16 protein-coding genes are annotated in these 14,966 nt (G+C 60.4%); 11 read left to right on the forward strand and 5 right to left on the reverse strand.

Annotated elements, in window-relative coordinates; genetic code table 11:
- Positions 1–64 precede the first annotated feature (64 nt).
- Positions 65–433: a substrate-binding domain-containing protein gene (locus KRX52_RS08150; RefSeq protein ID WP_217681241.1), complete on the reverse strand. Its 369-nt coding sequence runs from the start codon at positions 431–433 to the stop codon at positions 65–67.
- A gap of 260 nt (positions 434–693) precedes the next feature.
- Positions 694–1,152, reverse strand: coding sequence for an EVE domain-containing protein (locus KRX52_RS08155; RefSeq protein ID WP_217681242.1), 459 nt, complete (start codon positions 1,150–1,152; stop codon positions 694–696).
- Positions 1,153–1,329: 177 nt separating this feature from the next.
- On the opposite strand from KRX52_RS08155, the gene KRX52_RS20945 reads away from it, so the two are divergent.
- Positions 1,330–1,461, forward strand: coding sequence for a hypothetical protein (locus KRX52_RS20945; protein WP_302850364.1), 132 nt, complete (start codon positions 1,330–1,332; stop codon positions 1,459–1,461).
- Between the two features lie 242 nt (positions 1,462–1,703).
- Here the strand turns inward: KRX52_RS20945 and KRX52_RS08160 are convergent, their stop codons facing one another.
- Both KRX52_RS08160 and KRX52_RS08165 read right to left on the reverse strand, forming a co-directional pair.
- Positions 1,704–2,345 (reverse strand): response regulator transcription factor, encoded by a 642-nt coding sequence (locus KRX52_RS08160; protein WP_217681243.1) that lies wholly within the window; start codon positions 2,343–2,345, stop codon positions 1,704–1,706.
- Positions 2,342–5,275, reverse strand: a complete 2,934-nt coding sequence (locus KRX52_RS08165; RefSeq protein WP_217681244.1) for an ATP-binding protein — start codon at positions 5,273–5,275, stop codon at positions 2,342–2,344. The genes KRX52_RS08160 and KRX52_RS08165 overlap by 4 nt, the downstream gene beginning before the upstream one ends.
- 544 nt (positions 5,276–5,819) lie before the next feature.
- Between KRX52_RS08165 and KRX52_RS08170 the strand changes: the two genes are divergently transcribed.
- The 10 genes from KRX52_RS08170 (at position 5,820) to KRX52_RS08210 (ending at position 13,810) form a co-directional block, all read left to right on the forward strand.
- Positions 5,820–7,322, forward strand: coding sequence for an aromatic/alkene/methane monooxygenase hydroxylase/oxygenase subunit alpha (locus tag KRX52_RS08170; protein WP_217681245.1), 1,503 nt, complete (start codon positions 5,820–5,822; stop codon positions 7,320–7,322).
- Positions 7,323–7,406: 84 nt separating this feature from the next.
- Positions 7,407–7,667: a toluene-4-monooxygenase system B family protein gene (locus tag KRX52_RS08175; RefSeq protein WP_217681246.1), complete on the forward strand. Its 261-nt coding sequence runs from the start codon at positions 7,407–7,409 to the stop codon at positions 7,665–7,667.
- A gap of 41 nt (positions 7,668–7,708) precedes the next feature.
- Positions 7,709–8,041, forward strand: coding sequence for a monooxygenase system ferredoxin subunit (locus KRX52_RS08180; protein WP_217681247.1), 333 nt, complete (start codon positions 7,709–7,711; stop codon positions 8,039–8,041).
- Between the two features lie 47 nt (positions 8,042–8,088).
- Positions 8,089–8,502, forward strand: coding sequence for an MmoB/DmpM family protein (locus KRX52_RS08185; protein ID WP_217681248.1), 414 nt, complete (start codon positions 8,089–8,091; stop codon positions 8,500–8,502).
- 24 nt (positions 8,503–8,526) lie between these two features.
- Positions 8,527–9,513, forward strand: coding sequence for an aromatic/alkene monooxygenase hydroxylase subunit beta (locus KRX52_RS08190; protein WP_217681249.1), 987 nt, complete (start codon positions 8,527–8,529; stop codon positions 9,511–9,513).
- A 92-nt stretch (positions 9,514–9,605) separates the two neighbouring features.
- Positions 9,606–10,628 (forward strand): 2Fe-2S iron-sulfur cluster-binding protein, encoded by a 1,023-nt coding sequence (locus tag KRX52_RS08195; protein WP_217681250.1) that lies wholly within the window; start codon positions 9,606–9,608, stop codon positions 10,626–10,628.
- 110 nt (positions 10,629–10,738) lie between these two features.
- Entirely contained in the window at positions 10,739–10,867 is a 129-nt protein-coding gene (locus KRX52_RS20950) for a hypothetical protein (protein WP_302850355.1), read from the forward strand.
- A 149-nt stretch (positions 10,868–11,016) separates the two neighbouring features.
- Positions 11,017–12,381: an OmpP1/FadL family transporter gene (locus tag KRX52_RS08200; protein ID WP_217681251.1), complete on the forward strand. Its 1,365-nt coding sequence runs from the start codon at positions 11,017–11,019 to the stop codon at positions 12,379–12,381.
- Positions 12,382–12,637: 256 nt separating this feature from the next.
- Complete coding sequence (locus KRX52_RS08205; protein WP_217681252.1) at positions 12,638–12,886, forward strand: FmdB family zinc ribbon protein; 249 nt, start codon at positions 12,638–12,640, stop codon at positions 12,884–12,886.
- A gap of 180 nt (positions 12,887–13,066) precedes the next feature.
- The gene (locus KRX52_RS08210; protein WP_217681253.1) at positions 13,067–13,810 is read left to right on the forward strand and encodes a class I SAM-dependent DNA methyltransferase; all 744 of its coding nucleotides are present in this window, start codon (positions 13,067–13,069) and stop codon (positions 13,808–13,810) included.
- Positions 13,811–13,912: 102 nt separating this feature from the next.
- Here the strand turns inward: KRX52_RS08210 and KRX52_RS08215 are convergent, their stop codons facing one another.
- On the reverse strand, positions 13,913–14,446 hold the full coding sequence (locus KRX52_RS08215) for an REP-associated tyrosine transposase (protein WP_217681254.1): 534 nt from the start codon (positions 14,444–14,446) through the stop codon (positions 13,913–13,915).
- Positions 14,447–14,966: the final 520 nt, after the last annotated feature.

The raw sequence follows: 14,966 nt of genomic DNA on the forward strand, positions 1-14,966 counted from the left end.
CCCGGGAGGGTGGCCGGATGGCCGTGGAATCAGTGGCCGGATGCGCGTGGAATGGGTGGCCGGATCACCGTGGAATCGGTGGCCAGATGCTCATGGAATGGGTGGCCAGATGACCGTGGAATCCGCAGGCATAGTTGGTCAGCGTGTCCGTTCGGACCGGCTGAAGACGCTGTTCCTGCAGCAACTTGACGAGTACGGAGTCGCTGGTGGGAACGATCACGTCGAAAAGCTCGCCACGGTCCAGGCTCTCCAGCATTTCCCCTGAGGTGGCGAACTGTCGGTAATCGACCTTGACGCCACTTTGGCGCTCGAAATCGGCGACGACCGCCGGGTCGATGTAATCGGCCCAGTTGTAGACCTTCAGTACGTCCTGCGCCTGCGCCAGCGAAGATATCGCTGCCAGCGGCACGATCACTGCCTTGATCCACTCCATTATTCGCGTCTCCTGTCGCCACATGGCGCCGGGGGACGAGTGCAAGTATCAGACCAGCAGCCAGGCAGCGTGCGAAGCGGGCCGGTGGCGGAGGTGCTGCCTCGTTGCGGGCTGGGGCGTTTGCCCCGCCTGCCCTGAAACGAGGCTGGGCTGGCTGGGTGCGCCTCACTGGGGGGCGCTCGGCCCGGATCAGGTCTCAATGCATTTGCTTGGCATCGCCGTGACGCGCGGGGCCGGCAGTCCTCGTTGCCGGGGCGGGCCTACTGTCTCGCGGCGAGGATGATCCGCCACTCGTCCTCGCCGACCGGCATCACCGACAGCCGGCTGCCGCGCTGCACCAGCGGCAGGTTTTCCAGGCCGGGGAGGGTCTTGAGCCGGTCGAGGGTGATCAGCCGCGCCAGCTTGCGCTCGAAGACCAGGTCCACTGCCTGCCAACGCGGCTTGTCCGGCGCGCTCTTGGCGTCGAAGTAGGGCGACTCGGGATCGAACTGGGTCGGGTCGGTGTAGGCGCTGCGCACCACGCGCACCACGCCGGCGATGCCGATGTCCTTGCAGCTGGAGTGGTAGACCAGCACCTCGTCGCCCTCGGCCATGGCCTTGAGGAAGTTGCGGGCCTGGTAGTTGCGCACCCCGTCCCAGCGGATCGGCGTTTGCGGGGCTCTGGCGAAGTCGTCGATGCCGCATTCGGCGGGTTCGGTTTTTGCCAGCCATTTGGCCATGGGCATAGTCCTGTGCATTTGCGAGCGGACATCATAATGCGCGGGCTTGCTCGTTCCCACGCTGCTGCGTGGGAACGAGCATTCGCCAGGCTGGACAAAAGGGCCTCGTCGCCCTACAAAGGCGGCCCTGTGCCGGGCGAGCCAGCCCGGCCGTTGGATCGAGAAACAGGTGGAACAGTGAAGAAGCAGAAGAAACCGATGGACCCCGCGCGCCGGGAACAGAAGAACCGTGGCTACCGGATCGGCTGGCTGATTGCCCTGGCTGGCATCGTCTGCGGGTTCGCGTTGGTGGCGCTGAAGTCTGCGTGACGGATTCTGCCGCTGTGGCAGATCGAGTGAGTCCAGGGATGATCGTTCCCGCGCCCCGGCGCAGGAGCGATCCAAGAGGACCAGCTGAAACGATATGCTGAACGGACAGTAGCCATCGCCTGTGCGTTCTTATGGCTAGCGGTGCGAAACGTCAACAGGCCCTGGGCATTACAGCAGGTAGCGCCGATAGCCTGCAGTTACCACGCTCCAAACTGAACCGACATTTCAAGGTTGTCGCGGCGCTAGACATGAGTGCTTTTGTCCGCGAGATCGGTCAGGTGGAGTTTTTCGACCATGCGTACCAGTGCCGGAAGCGATTTGGCATTCATCTTCTGCAGTATGCGGCGGCGATGAACCTTGATGGTGATCTCCGTAATGCCCAGTTCGGCGGCAACCTGCTTGTTGAGCATGCCTTTGACGAGCAGGACTATCACCTCCCGTTCGCGTGAGGTCAGCGTGGCGTACTTGTCCTGGATCTCGGCGAGCTCGCCGCGTTGCTCCCGGGCGACCTGATCCCGCTCGAGCCCCTCGCGAATGGCATCCAGCAAATCCTCGTCACGAAAAGGCTTCGGCAAGAATTCAATCGCGCCCGCCTTCATGGCGCGAACGCTCATCGGGATATCACCGTGGCCGGTGATGAAGATGATGGGAATCCGTTTCTCGGCATGGGCGAGCTCGCGCTGCAGATCCAGTCCGCTGAGGCCCGGCATTCGCACGTCGAGCACCAGGCACGCCGTCACGTCAGGGCGCTGGTAGCGCAGGAAGTCCTGAGCGGAAGCGAAGGTTTCGACGCGCAGGCCGACCGAACGGATAAGACTGCTCAGTGCCTCGCGTAAGGACAAGTCGTCATCGACAACAAAAACAATGGGATCTACAGGTTTCATGATCCGCTGGGTGCTCCGATCGGCAGCGTGAACTGAAAGGTCTCGCCGGGGCCCTCGTTCGGTGTCGCCCACAGCCGTCCACCATGGGCCTCGACGATCGAGCTGCTGATCGCGAGCCCCATCCCCAAGCCTTCCGGCTTCGTCGTATAGAAGGCGTCGAAGATCCGCATCCTATCCTGCGGCTCGAGCCCGCCCCCCGAATCTCGTACCGCGACCCGCACGGAGTCCGGGCCATACTGGTCCGCTTCTATCTCCAATACCGGCTCCCGCCCCGAGACCGAACTCATGGCATCAATGGCATTCATCACTAGGTTCAGCACCACCTGCTGCAACTGCACGCGATCCGCCATTACCGGCGGGAGGCCCGCAGCCGATCTGACGCTTAACGCCACGCCATTGCTGCGGGCTTTGTCTTGCACCAGGCTGACAACCTCGCCGATGACCTCCTCGAGGTGAACCTGGGCCCTGTCCGGCCCCTTCCGCTTGAGAAACCCGCGAATCCGCGCGATCACCTCACCGGCCCGGTTGGCATCGCGGATGATCCGCTGAATGGCATCCTGCACCTCCTGTTCATTGGGCGTCTCTACCTTGAGCCAGCGCTGGGCGGCATGGCCGTTGGCGACGACAGCGGCAAGCGGCTGGTTGACTTCGTGAGCAATGGAGGCGGCGAGCTCGCCCATGGCCGTCACCCGCGTTACGCACGCCAGCTCGTTCTGCGCCTCAGCCAACGCCTGCTCTGCCCGTTTGCGCTCGGTGATGTCTTCGACGACTTGCAGCAGCATCGGGGCTCCACCCTCGCTGCCGGGAATCAGCGATACCCCCACATTGGCCCAAATGACGCTGCCGTCCCGGTGCTCGTAGCGCCTCTGCACGTAGTACTCATCGACCTTGCCGGCAATCAGCTGGGCAATGCGCGAGCGGGTGATCTCACGGTCATCCTCGGGCGTGATCTGTGCCAGGGAGCAATTCTGCAGATCCTTTGCCGTGTACCCGAGCATCTTTTGGAAGGCGGGGTTGGCGGTCAGTATCCGGCCATCCGGTTCGGTCAACGCAATACCGGCCGCCGAGTGCTCATAGACTGCCCGCCAAAGCTGCTCGGACTTGCGCTGAGCCGCGAGGCTCTGCTGCAGCGCCTGTTTGTTGGCAATGAGCTGCTGAGTGAGCTGCGCCAGATCCTCGTTCTGGCTCGACAGCTCCTTCTGCAGCGCATCCCGCGCGCGCTTCATCATGACCAGGTTGCGAACCCGGGCGCGCAGTTCATGCGGGGAAAACGGTTTGGTGACGTAATCCTGCACCGACTCGGAAAGCAGCTTCAGCCGTAGCGCCTCGTCTGCCTTGGCGGACAGCACAAGCACCGGCACGTGGAGCAACGTTGGGCTCGCGCGCATCTCGTCTACCAACCGGTCACCGCCAAGCTTCGGCATCATCAGGTCGGAAACCACCAGATCCGGTGGTTCGGCAAGCGCTCGCTCCAGCGCCTCCGCACCATTGGCGGCCGCCACGACACGGTACTCGTCGCCGAGCACCTCGGCGATAAAACGCTGCATTTCGCCATTATCCTCGACCACCAGAACCTGCGGGCGGTCCGATGATTGTGGCTGTGCAGGGGTATCGAGCGTGGTCCGCTGCAGCTCCTCGATGGCGAAGTTGACGACGCCACCGCTCTCCCGGGGGGCGAGGAGCGCTTCGGCATGGCGGACGTAAGCACCCTGCGGGGCGCGCAGTGGCATCTCGACCTGGAATAGCGCACCGCCACCCGGCGCATCCAGGGTGACTATGGTGCCACCGTGCAGGTCGACGAAATCCTTGACCAGCGCCAGGCCCAGGCCGGTGCCGCCGAATTCGCGCGTGTTCCCCCCCTGGGCCCGGCGGAAGCGGTCAAAGATCGTCGAGCGCATCTCGGGGGCGACCCCACAGCCGCTGTCCTGGACGCTGAGCAGCAGACGATCCTTCCCGCTCAGTTCGAGGGCGCACCTGATCCGGCCACCGGCAGGCGTGAATTTGAAGGCGTTGGAGAGCAGATTGAGCAGAATGCCGTCGAATTTCTCCGGGTCAACTTCTGCTTCGAGGGTGTCGGGCGCGGTGATCACGTAGGAAATCGACCGCTGCGGCGCCAGTGCGTCGAAGTGCGCGGCGACCGTACGCACGACGTGCGCCAGGTCGACGCGCGCGTAACTGACCGTCATCTTGCCTGCCTCGAGCTTCGCCAGGTCGAGCAGGTCGTTGACATGCTTGAGCAGCGTCGCGGCATTGCGCTGGATGACCCCGAGGTCGCGCCGCTGCAACTCGTCGAGATTCGCCCCGCTGGCGAGAATGGACTCGACCGGGCCTAGGATCAGAGTCAGCGGCGTGCGCAGCTCATGGCTGATATTGGCGAAGAAGTCGCTCTTCAGTTCGTCCATGTGCCGGATCTTGTCGAGCAACCTTTGCAGCTCTTCGTTCTTCCGCGCGATCTCGGCTTCGGCGTGCTTCTTCTCGGTGATGTTGCGGCCTTCGGCGAGCAGGAACATGATCTTGCCGTCCTGATCCCTTATCGGCAGCAGCGAGAAATCGATGATGATCGTTTCCTCGCCAGCGGCTTGACCGTAGATTTCGACTTCGCTTCGCACGAACTCGCCCTCGCGTGCTCGGCGAACGCAGTCCCGCTGGAAGTCCTGAGTCTCCTTCGAGACGGCCCACCAGCGCGCCTCCCAGAACGGTTTTCCCTGAATGTCATCCAGCTGGATACCCGCCCCGTCGAGCGCGGACTGGTTGATCTCCAGGGTCATGCCGTTCGCGTCAAACAGGCCTACGAACTGATACATCTCATCCAACACGATGCGCGCGAGCTTCTCGCGGTGGGTCTGGAGATCGTCGGTAGCGGAGAGCGTCACATCGCTGACGCGAAGTACCGGGGAGTCCGTAAACAGCTGGCGGTTGATGCTCGGCATGTATCACCTCTGGTGCGAATAGCCGGGATTCCAGGCACCGGCCACCTGTCGGGCGTGAGAACTTCAAGCGTTGCTACGCGCTTTCCAGGCAGTCGCCGAAGGCGAGCCCTGCAGAATCTACGTGCCGCACGCGCCACCGGAAAGTCCGACAGGCTGCCTCAGGTTTCGTATCCGCTGCAATAGCAGGTCCGCCTACCCGCTTCGCATCCAGCTTGCTGTCACGCGAGATCCACGCCAACCGACGGTACTTCCCCCAGGCTGGCAGCCGCCCCGACTACAGGCGGCCTTGTCCGATCACCCGCTCGACAGCCCCGTTCTTGAGCGCTTGGCAATAACGCTCGGGCTCGGCACACCCGCGCATCAGGCCACGGCAGAGGCGTGGGGGCAGGGGGCTCAGTTACACCTTGGTATAACGCCGTGCACCCTTTCGACAACTTCGCAATCAGGTTGCGCGCAGCATACTTCAATCGCGCAGGCCCTCTTGATGGGCTTCCCTAGGTGGGCAGCGCCGCCCTTACTGATAAATATAAGAAAGGAGACGGACATGGCTGTATTGAGCCGGATGGATTGGTACGACATCGCCAGAACGACCAACTGGACGCCGAAGCATGTCACGGAAGACGAGTTGTTCCCGCCGGAGCTGAGCGGCAGCTTCGATATCCGCATGGAGCAATGGGAAAACTATGACGAGCCCTACAAGCAGACCTATAACGAGTACGTCAAGGTACAGCGGGAAAAGGACGCCGGCGCTTACTCAGTAAAAGCTGCGCTGGAACGCAGCAAGATGTTCGAAACTGCCGATCCGGGCTGGCTCAGTGTCATGAAGTCCCACTATGGGGCCATTCCCCGTGCCGAATACTCGGCCTCAACGGCCGAGGCACGGATGGCACGCTTCGGCAAAGCGCCAGGCATGCGCAATATGGCGACACTCGGCATGATGGACGAGATTCGTCATGGCCAGATTCAGCTGTTCTTCCCCCACGAACACTGCCCCAAGGATCGTCAGTTCGACTGGGCCCACAAGGGCTATGGCACTAACGAGTGGGCAATTATCGCCGCGCGCCACATGTTCGACGACATGATGACCACGCGCAGTGCGGTGGGTGTCGCGTTGATGCTCACCTTCGCCTTCGAAACCGGCTTCACCAACATGCAGTTTCTGGGACTGGCAGCCGATGCCGCAGAAGCCGGCGACTGGACCTTCTCTAACCTGATTTCCAGCATCCAGACTGACGAGTCACGGCATGCGCAAATCGGCGCCCCTCTGGTCTCCGTGCTGGTTGCCAACGGCAAGAAAGCCGAAGCACAAAAAATGGTGGACATCGGCATCTGGCGCGCCTGGAAACTGTTCTCGGTGCTGACCGGCCCGGTGATGGACTATTACACGCCGCTCGAACACCGCAAGCAGTCCTTCAAGGAGTTCATGCAAGAGTGGATTGTTACCCAGTTCGAACGCTCGCTGATCGATCTGGGTCTGGATACCCCGTGGTACTGGGATCAGCTCCTGGAGGAGATCGACTCCCAACACCATGGCATGCACTTGGGTGTTTGGTTCTGGCGCCCGACGGTATGGTGGAATCCGGCGGCCGGTGTATCACCGGAAGAACGTGAGTGGCTGGAGGAAAAATATCCGGGCTGGAATGCGACCTGGGGTAAGAACTGGGATGTCATCACGGAAAACCTGCTGGCTGGCAAGCGCGAACTGACCTATCCGGAAACCCTGCCAGTTGTCTGCAACATGTGCCAGCTGCCGATCAACCAGACGCCTGGCCCAGCCTGGAAAGTGCGTGATTTCCCTCTGGTCTATAAAGACCGCACCTATCACTTCTGCTCGGAAGGTTGCAAGTGGTGCTTCGAGGAAGAGCCGGAGCGCTATGCCGGGCATCTTTCTCTGGTCGATCGTTTCCTCGCCGGAATGATCCAGCCAATGAATCTCGAGGGAGCCTTGAAATACATGGAATTGTCTCCGGGGGAAATCGGTGACGATGCTCATGGCTACGCATGGGTCGAGAAGTTCAGATCCGCCTATACGAAAAATACGGCCTGAGCGCTGAGGCTCAAGATCCTGGGGTGACCTACTTCGTGCACCCCGATAGCCCCGGCAAACCTTATATTTTCAGAGGTAATCGATATGGCACTGTTTCCTTTGGTGTCCAATTTCCAAGAGGACTTTGTTTTGCAACTCTTGGCGGTGGATAGCGAAAATACGATGAATGAAGTTGCCGCTGCAGCTGCTCATCATTCGGTGGGCAGGCGCGTTGCCGCCCGCCCCGGGCACATCATGCGGGTCCGGCGCCAGGGCTCGGAAAATCCCTTCCCACGCGAGATGAAACTCCACGATACCGGCCTCAAGCCCATGGAATGTATCGAAGTGGTGTGGGAAGCGCTCTGAGCGTGTTCCCGGATTTCATTTGTAAGATTGGGTGACTATCAATGGCATTTTTAAAAGCGTGCAATCTGGACGATCTCTGGGAAGGCGAAATGGCGGCTTTCGAGGTCAATGGTCATGAAATCCTGCTGGTGAGTCCGGAGGGTGGAGAAATACGTGCCTTCCAGGGCGTATGCCCACACCAGGACATTCCGCTGGTAGAAGGCACTTTCGACGGCAAGGTTGTGATTTGTCGGGCGCACCAGTGGGTATTCGATGGCTGCACTGGCGAGAGCATCAACCCTGCCAACTGCCGCCTGGCCGAGTATCCGGTAAAGATCGATGGTGAAAGCGTGCTCGTCGATACCGACGGCGTTGCTCCTGTCTTTGCACACTGATCTCCCGGCTCACCAAGACTGCTTTGCAGATCAAATGACCAATGTGCATGCCTGCCAGCGCCATGAATTGGCTTGAAGGCGCACAGCACCCGACTGGTGGTGTCGCGGCAGCTTCTACACCTGCGACGCCACCACAACGAGGGGAAAATAAAGTGAGTGGAATTTCTTCGGCACATCTGAACAACAAAGTTGGACCGGTAATGCGCCAGGGCGAACTGGCGGTAGCAGTTGCCGAGGCGGCTGAAGTCGACAACCCGGGAAAGAAAATCCTCGTCGAGGATAAGGTTGCCTATCTCCGCATCCAAGCCGATGACGAGATGATCATTCATCGCCAAACCATCGAGGAAATGCTTGGTCGTCCTTTCAATATGAACGAACTGGAAGTGGAGCTGTCCTCGTTTGCCGGCCGAATCGACACCCACGTTGATCATGTCCGCTTCTACTACACCAAGCACCTTTGAGCCGAATTGCTGAGGATGACAACCATGAGCGAAGTCGAAGTACTGAAGCCATTGAAAACTTGGAGTCACTTGGCGGCGCGTCGTCGCAAGCCGAGTGAATATGAGGTAGTAACTGCCAACCTGCTGTACAACACCCGCGATCAAAATGCGCCCTACGAGGCCGACCCCGACCTGTTCATGAATCGCTGGTACAAACAGTACCGCAACGCCAGCCCGCTGCAGCATAGCGACTGGAATGCCTTTCGCGATCCTGACGAGCTGGTATATCGCACCTACAACATGCTGCAGGATGGCCAGGAAACCTATGTGTTCGGTCTTCTGGACCAATTCAACGAGCGCGAACATGACAAGGCACTAGACCCGCACTGGGCGGGCACCCTCGCGCGAGTCTACGCGCCGGCGCGCTATCTCTTCCACACGGTGCAGATGACCTCGGTATATCTGCAGCAAATGTCGCCCGCCAGCACCATCACCAACTGCGTGGCCTTCCAGGCGGCTGACTCGCTGCGCTGGCTGAGCCATACGGCCTACCGGACCAAAGAACTGTCGCTGACCTTCGCTGACAAGGGCTTCGGCAAGGACGAACGGCATTACTGGGAGAATGATCCAGTCTGGCAGGGTTTCCGTGAACTCATGGAAAAGGTGCTGACCACCTGGGATTGGGGTGAAGCCTTCGTAGCCCTGAACCTGGTTGCCAAGCCGGCCATAGAGGAAGCGGTCCTGCGCAAGCTGGGCGAGGTGGCACGGCATAACAACGACACCTTGCTGGGCATGTTGACCGATGCCGAGCTGCTCGATGCCACCCGCCACCGTCGTTGGGCTTCTGCACTGGTCAAGATGACGCTGGATAACCCGGCCAACGCTGAAGTCATCAAGGGCTGGATCGCCAAGTGGGAACCCCTGGCTGACAAGGCGATCGACGCCTATTGCTCTGCTTTGTCGGATGCGCCTAACGCTGCCGCCGACGTCAAGAGCGCTACGCGCGATTTCCGACGCTCCTTGCCGATCTGATAGTGCGGAGTTGTTGTTAGTGGCTGTTTTCTCTCTCCTCGACCTTCCTTGCAAGGTCGCGAGGAGGGGGAACCTACAAGTGGAAAGAATTTATGGCTAATCATCGAATTTCACTCGAAGGTAACTCCTGCGAATTCCAGCAAGAGGGCCAGGACACCGTTTTGCGTGCAGCTTTGCGGGCCGGGGTGGGGTTTCCCTACGAATGCAACTCGGGTGGTTGCGGTAGTTGCAAATTCGATCTGCTCGAGGGTGAGATCGAAAATTTGTGGCCAGACGCGCCTGGGCTGACTGAACGTGACCGACGCAAGAACTACTTGCTGGCATGCCAGTGTCGGGCAACGTCGGACTTGAAAATCAAGATGCGCCCGGCGCAGGAATATGTTCCGCCCATTGCGCCGCAACGTCGCAAGGCTACCTTTGTTGGCGCAGTCGATCTGACCCACGATATTCGGGAGTTTCGCTTCGTCGCAGAGGGCGAGGCGGATTTTCTGCCGGGGCAATATGCCAGTCTAACCATCCCCGGTATCGAGTCGCCGCGCGCTTACTCGATGTCCAATCTCGCCAACGGACAAGGAGAGTGGCATTTTCAGGTCCGCCGGGTGCCCTCGGGCAGTGCAACGGAACGCCTTTTTCACCAGCTGGCCATGGGTGACGAAGTCGAAATCGACGGCCCCTATGGCCTGGCATGGCTGAGAGAGGACAATCCGCGCGACATCGCCTGTATCGCGGGAGGCTCGGGCCTCGCCCCGATGATATCCATCGCGCGCGGCGCCTCGGCAGCAGGTCTGCTGAAAACGCGGAATCTGCATTTTTTCTACGGCGGTCGCACGCCGCGAGACATTTGTGGCGAATCCTTGTTGAGCCAGCTACCCGAGTTCGGCAAGAGCATCCACTTCCATCCGGTGGTGTCGCTCCCTGAGCAGGACCCAGGCGAAACCTGGAGCGGGGCAACAGGGTATGTCCACGACGTGGTGCGCAGCGAGCTTCACGACCGCATCACTGACGTCGAATTTTATTTCGCGGGCCCTCCGCCCATGACAAAAGCCCTGCAGGAAATGCTCATGGTCGGCTATCGAGTCCCTTTTGAGCAGGTGCATTTCGATCGCTTCTTCTGAATGCAACGGTACTGCCTGTCAACTGTTTCGCAATGCTGCAGCGTGCCCTTCTACAAAAAGGTGGAAGGGCTTCGTTCAAGGTGCCGCACTATCAGGGAAAGGAGGGGGTGATGAAGGCTGCCGTTTATTATGCCCCGGAAGATATCCGCTGCACGAATATTCCGGCCCCTTCACTTCATGCGCATCGCGAAGTGCTGGTCAAGGCACTGGTGATCTCAATCTGTGGTTCGGGTCTCTAGGGTCGCTTTCTGCGCGCAGTCGCCTTGGCTGGTACAGATAAAGCATTCGGTACCTTCAATGATAAATCTGACAGCGCAATGAAAGTGCTCATCAAGCTGTAATGCAAGTAGTGCCTGCCTAAAAAAACAATAAAGCAAGGTATATATCAATGAAGAAGCTTCGCAAGTTATCAGCGGCAATCCTGGCCTTTGCAGCGCCAATGGTCCACGCCACCGACGTTTTCCGCTTGGAAGGTTTCGGACCGATCTCCCGGGGCATGGGCGGAGCTGCCACGGCATTCGATGTCGGCGCAGCCGGCATGATGACCAATCCGGCAACGCTGTCATTGATGGCCGAAGGCTCTGAGCTTCACGTAGGCCTGGATGTCGTGAATACCGACATCGACACCAAGAACCGGGCTACGGGAGAAAATGCTTCGTCCGATAGCCATTCCAAGAACCGTGGTCCTTACCTGGCCCCCCAGTTGGCCTTTACCTATCACGATGGCCCCCTGGCGCTTGGGGCCGGCGCCTTTGCCCAGGGTGGACTGGGGACGGAATACGGCTCGCGCAGTTTTCTTTCCCGTGCCTCCGGCGGCGTGGATACGGGGCTCGAAAACTCGAGCCGGCTCCTGGTATTGAACATTCCCTTCGCGGCCAGTTACCAAATCACCGACAAGCTGACGGTGGGCGCCAGCGCCGATGTCATGTGGCAGGGCTTGAACCTTGAGCTGTTGCTCGCGGCTGACCAGGTTGGTTCGTTGATCGGCTCAGGGCGGGTGAGCGGGAGCCTGGTACCGGTACTCGGTGGCTTGCCCGATTTGCGCGGCGCCCACTTCAGCCTGACCAAGAACCAGCCCCTGGCCAGTGGCGTTGACGCCTGGGGGGTTGGCGGGCGTATCGGCATGACCTACAAGGTGTCGAATGACACCATGCTGGGCGCTGCCTATACCCTGGAAAGCCACGTGAATGACATGGAAGGGCGGGCGACCCTCACGGCGATCGACGGGATCGTGGGACAGATCCCGCTCGACGGCAAGATCAAGCTGCGCGACTTCCAGATGCCTGCCCATCTCGATCTCGGTTTGAGCCACCACTTCAATGACCAGTGGATGCTGGCTGTCGATGTCTCGCGAGTGTTCTGGAAGCATGCGTTGAAGGACATCGACGTTGGCTTCGAGTCCGACGGCGGCGGCAACATCGATATCCTGCTCCCGCAGAATTACAAGGACCAGAACATCCTGTCAGTCGGCCTGGCCTACCAGACAGGCAACTGGACGTGGCGTGGCGGTGCGCGCATCGCCGACCAGGCGTTACGCTCCGACCTGTTGTTCGGCGTTATTCCCGCCATTCCCAGGAAGCACGCCTCGTTGGGTTTCTCCTACGATTTCTCGAAGGAGAGCGGCGTGCATTTCGCCTACTCCCACGCCTTCAAGGAGTCGATGGATAACTCGAGTCTGCCGAATACCTCAGCCCCCACTCGAACCAGCCACTCACAGGACAACTGGACCATCGCCTATACCCACGGGTTCTGAACAGGGTCTTGATCCGGGTGTAGCACAAAAAGGGCCGCATATAGCGGCCCAGTTTTTTGCAAGATGCCGCCTTGTCGGCGAGGCAGCAGAGACCCTTGTCGATAGGGCAAGCTTCGGGCGTTGGCAAGCACTCGCATCCGCTGCGTGGGTCGTCCCTGTGTGTCAGGGCGGCCCCAGGCGTGCGCTCTGCCCACTTTTCGTTTCGGCTGGAAACGGTAGATTATCGACACCCGCAACCACCGCGAGAGGAATCGCCATGCCGACCTACGACTACCGCTGCGAAGCCAACGGCCAAGTGTACGAAGTCCACCACCCGATGGCCCTGAGCCCGAAGACCTGGGGCGAACTGCGCGCCGCCTGCACGCTGGCGGCAGATCCGTCGATCCCGGACGACGCGCCGGTGACCAAGCTGCTGGGCGCCGCCGGCGTGGTCAGCAGCCGGGCGCTGAAGAACCCGGAGGCCCCGGCCTGCGCCCGTGGTGGCTGTGCCGGCAACTGCGTCTGAGCGGAAGGCGTATCTCGTCGGGCCTATTCCGTAGGGTGGGGGCTCGCGCAGCGATCCTCCACCGAATGGCGCCGAACGATCGCGCGGCTGCCTTGCCGCCGGGCGTGCTTCCCATGCCCCCATGCGCGGGTTGGGCTATGATGCGCGCCCCCCACGCTCCGCTTGGAACATCAGGCCCTCATGTCCGGCAATACCCTCTATAACGACTTGTCCGGTTATTACGACCTGATGTGCGCCGATATCGACTACCCGGCGCAAAGCCACTGCGCTCACCGACTGCAGCAGTTGTTCGGCAATGGCGGGCGCCGGCATCTCGATCTGGCCTGTGGCACCGGGCCGCATGTCCGCCACTTCATCGACGCCGGCTATGCGAGCAGTGGCCTCGACATCAACCAGCCGATGCTCGACCGCGCCGCCCTGCGTTGCCCGGAGGCGAACTTCTCCCGCCAGGACATGTGTGCCTTTACGGCGGACGAGCCGCAGGATCTGATCACCTGCTTCCTGTACTCGATCCACTACAGCGGCGGACTCGACCGGCTGCAGGCCTGCATCGCCACCGCGCACCACGCCCTGGCCAGCAACGGACTGTTCTGTTTCAACGCGGTCGACAAACGCCGGATCGACAACGCTGCCTGGGTGACGCATAGCGCCCAGCATGATGACGGCCTGTTCAGCTTCAGCTCTGGCTGGAACTACCCCGGCGAGGGCGAGCGGCAGTCGCTCAAACTGCGTATCGAACGCCGCGTGGCGGGCGAGACTCAGGTGTGGCACGACGAGCACCCGATGGTCGCGGTGAACTTCGACGAGTTGCAGGCGCTGCTGCAACCGTATTTCGAGGTGCATGTGCTCGAGCACGATTACGAGAAGCTCATTCCCTGGAACGGAAGTTCCGGGAATGCGCTGTTTGCCTGCGTGAAGCGCTGAGGCGCTCCAGACGAGGGGCGCTTCTCGCCGCCGAATCCCGCCTCACACCGATCGTTCCCACGCTCCCGCGTGGGAACGCATCCCTCGACGCTCCGCGTCAGCTCAGATCCAGCGGTCGATGCCGATCAGTCCAGGCTGTCCCTGATAGTCCCGAGCACTGGAGTAGCGCCAGTGCTCGGGCAGATCCACATAACCGCGCCGCAGCGGATTCTGATGGATGTAATCCAGCTTCTGGCGCATGACTTCCTCACTGCAGACCAGCTCGGCATGGCTGCCTTCCTGCCATAGCTGGTATTCCCGGTCCTGTTTGTGCGCACGCTTGCTGAAACTCAGCCGCTGCAAGGCCGACTGTGCGCCGCGCTGTTCCAGGTCGTCGAGTATCCGGCGAGCGGTGTAGGACTTGAAGCTGCTGACGCATCGGGCCAGATCGGGTGCCTGTGCCAGGTAGTGGAGGTGGTTTTCCATCACCACGTAGCCGTACAGCCTGAGTCCCTGACGAGCCTGCTGATAACGCCAGCAGTCGAGCAGGATATCGACCAGTGCGGGGCGGCTGAACAGCGGTAGCCACTCCATCACCGTGCAGGTGAGGAAGTGCGGTTGCGCAGGATCGGTAATGGCGTAGCGGCTGCGGCCCATTGGATTCGTCCGTGAATCGGTTGGTGGGGCTGGCGTGTACTTGGCTGATGGCTCCCACGCTCTGCGTGGGAGCCTAGCCGGTGACGCTCCGCGTCGCTACGGGGCTTCGGTAGTGCGCAGGGCTTTGGGTGGACGCGGAGCGTCGAGGGCTGCGTTCCCACGCGGGAGCGTGGGAACGATCAGGCGATCAATTCTATCGCTTTATAGTCAGCTCACTCCGGGCCTCAAATTCCACACTTGAGTTCCTTAGTTTCACTGCAGCACTTGCCTCCATTGAACTATGGAACTCTTGTATGGGGGGAACATCCACTTTCTCAGAATTATTAATCCACCAGACAGAAAGCGGCACAACAAATATCAGAGCAATCAGACCAACGAGTACAGCCACAATAACTGCAATCTTACTGTCCAAAAACAGAAACTCCATTATTGATCCAATTACAACCGGTCCCTGAAAGCCTTCCAGCAGACATGCCTATCCCCCTGTGCTCAAGCCGAAGCTGAGCACACAAGTATTCAG

Origin of the sequence: Geopseudomonas aromaticivorans (assembly GCF_019097855.1) — a bacterium.
GTDB classification, from domain to species: Bacteria; Pseudomonadota; Gammaproteobacteria; order Pseudomonadales; family Pseudomonadaceae; genus Geopseudomonas; species Geopseudomonas aromaticivorans.

What these genes read in the sequence shown, in the direction of transcription:
- KRX52_RS08150 (WP_217681241.1), bottom strand. Translation starts at nt 433, where the DNA reads ATGGAGTGGATCAAGGCAGTGATCGTGCCGCTGGCAGCGATATCTTCG.
- KRX52_RS08155 (WP_217681242.1), bottom strand. Translation starts at nt 1,152, where the DNA reads ATGGCCAAATGGCTGGCAAAAACCGAACCCGCCGAATGCGGCATCGAC.
- KRX52_RS08160 (WP_217681243.1), bottom strand. Translation starts at nt 2,345, where the DNA reads ATGAAACCTGTAGATCCCATTGTTTTTGTTGTCGATGACGACTTGTCC.
- KRX52_RS08165 (WP_217681244.1), bottom strand. Translation starts at nt 5,275, where the DNA reads ATGCCGAGCATCAACCGCCAGCTGTTTACGGACTCCCCGGTACTTCGC.
- KRX52_RS08170 (WP_217681245.1), top strand. Translation starts at nt 5,820, where the DNA reads ATGGCTGTATTGAGCCGGATGGATTGGTACGACATCGCCAGAACGACC.
- KRX52_RS08175 (WP_217681246.1), top strand. Translation starts at nt 7,407, where the DNA reads ATGGCACTGTTTCCTTTGGTGTCCAATTTCCAAGAGGACTTTGTTTTG.
- KRX52_RS08180 (WP_217681247.1), top strand. Translation starts at nt 7,709, where the DNA reads ATGGCATTTTTAAAAGCGTGCAATCTGGACGATCTCTGGGAAGGCGAA.
- KRX52_RS08185 (WP_217681248.1), top strand. Translation starts at nt 8,089, where the DNA reads ATGCCTGCCAGCGCCATGAATTGGCTTGAAGGCGCACAGCACCCGACT.
- KRX52_RS08190 (WP_217681249.1), top strand. Translation starts at nt 8,527, where the DNA reads ATGAGCGAAGTCGAAGTACTGAAGCCATTGAAAACTTGGAGTCACTTG.
- KRX52_RS08195 (WP_217681250.1), top strand. Translation starts at nt 9,606, where the DNA reads ATGGCTAATCATCGAATTTCACTCGAAGGTAACTCCTGCGAATTCCAG.
- KRX52_RS20950 (WP_302850355.1), top strand. Translation starts at nt 10,739, where the DNA reads ATGAAGGCTGCCGTTTATTATGCCCCGGAAGATATCCGCTGCACGAAT.
- KRX52_RS08200 (WP_217681251.1), top strand. Translation starts at nt 11,017, where the DNA reads ATGAAGAAGCTTCGCAAGTTATCAGCGGCAATCCTGGCCTTTGCAGCG.
- KRX52_RS08205 (WP_217681252.1), top strand. Translation starts at nt 12,638, where the DNA reads ATGCCGACCTACGACTACCGCTGCGAAGCCAACGGCCAAGTGTACGAA.
- KRX52_RS08210 (WP_217681253.1), top strand. Translation starts at nt 13,067, where the DNA reads ATGTCCGGCAATACCCTCTATAACGACTTGTCCGGTTATTACGACCTG.
- KRX52_RS08215 (WP_217681254.1), bottom strand. Translation starts at nt 14,446, where the DNA reads ATGGGCCGCAGCCGCTACGCCATTACCGATCCTGCGCAACCGCACTTC.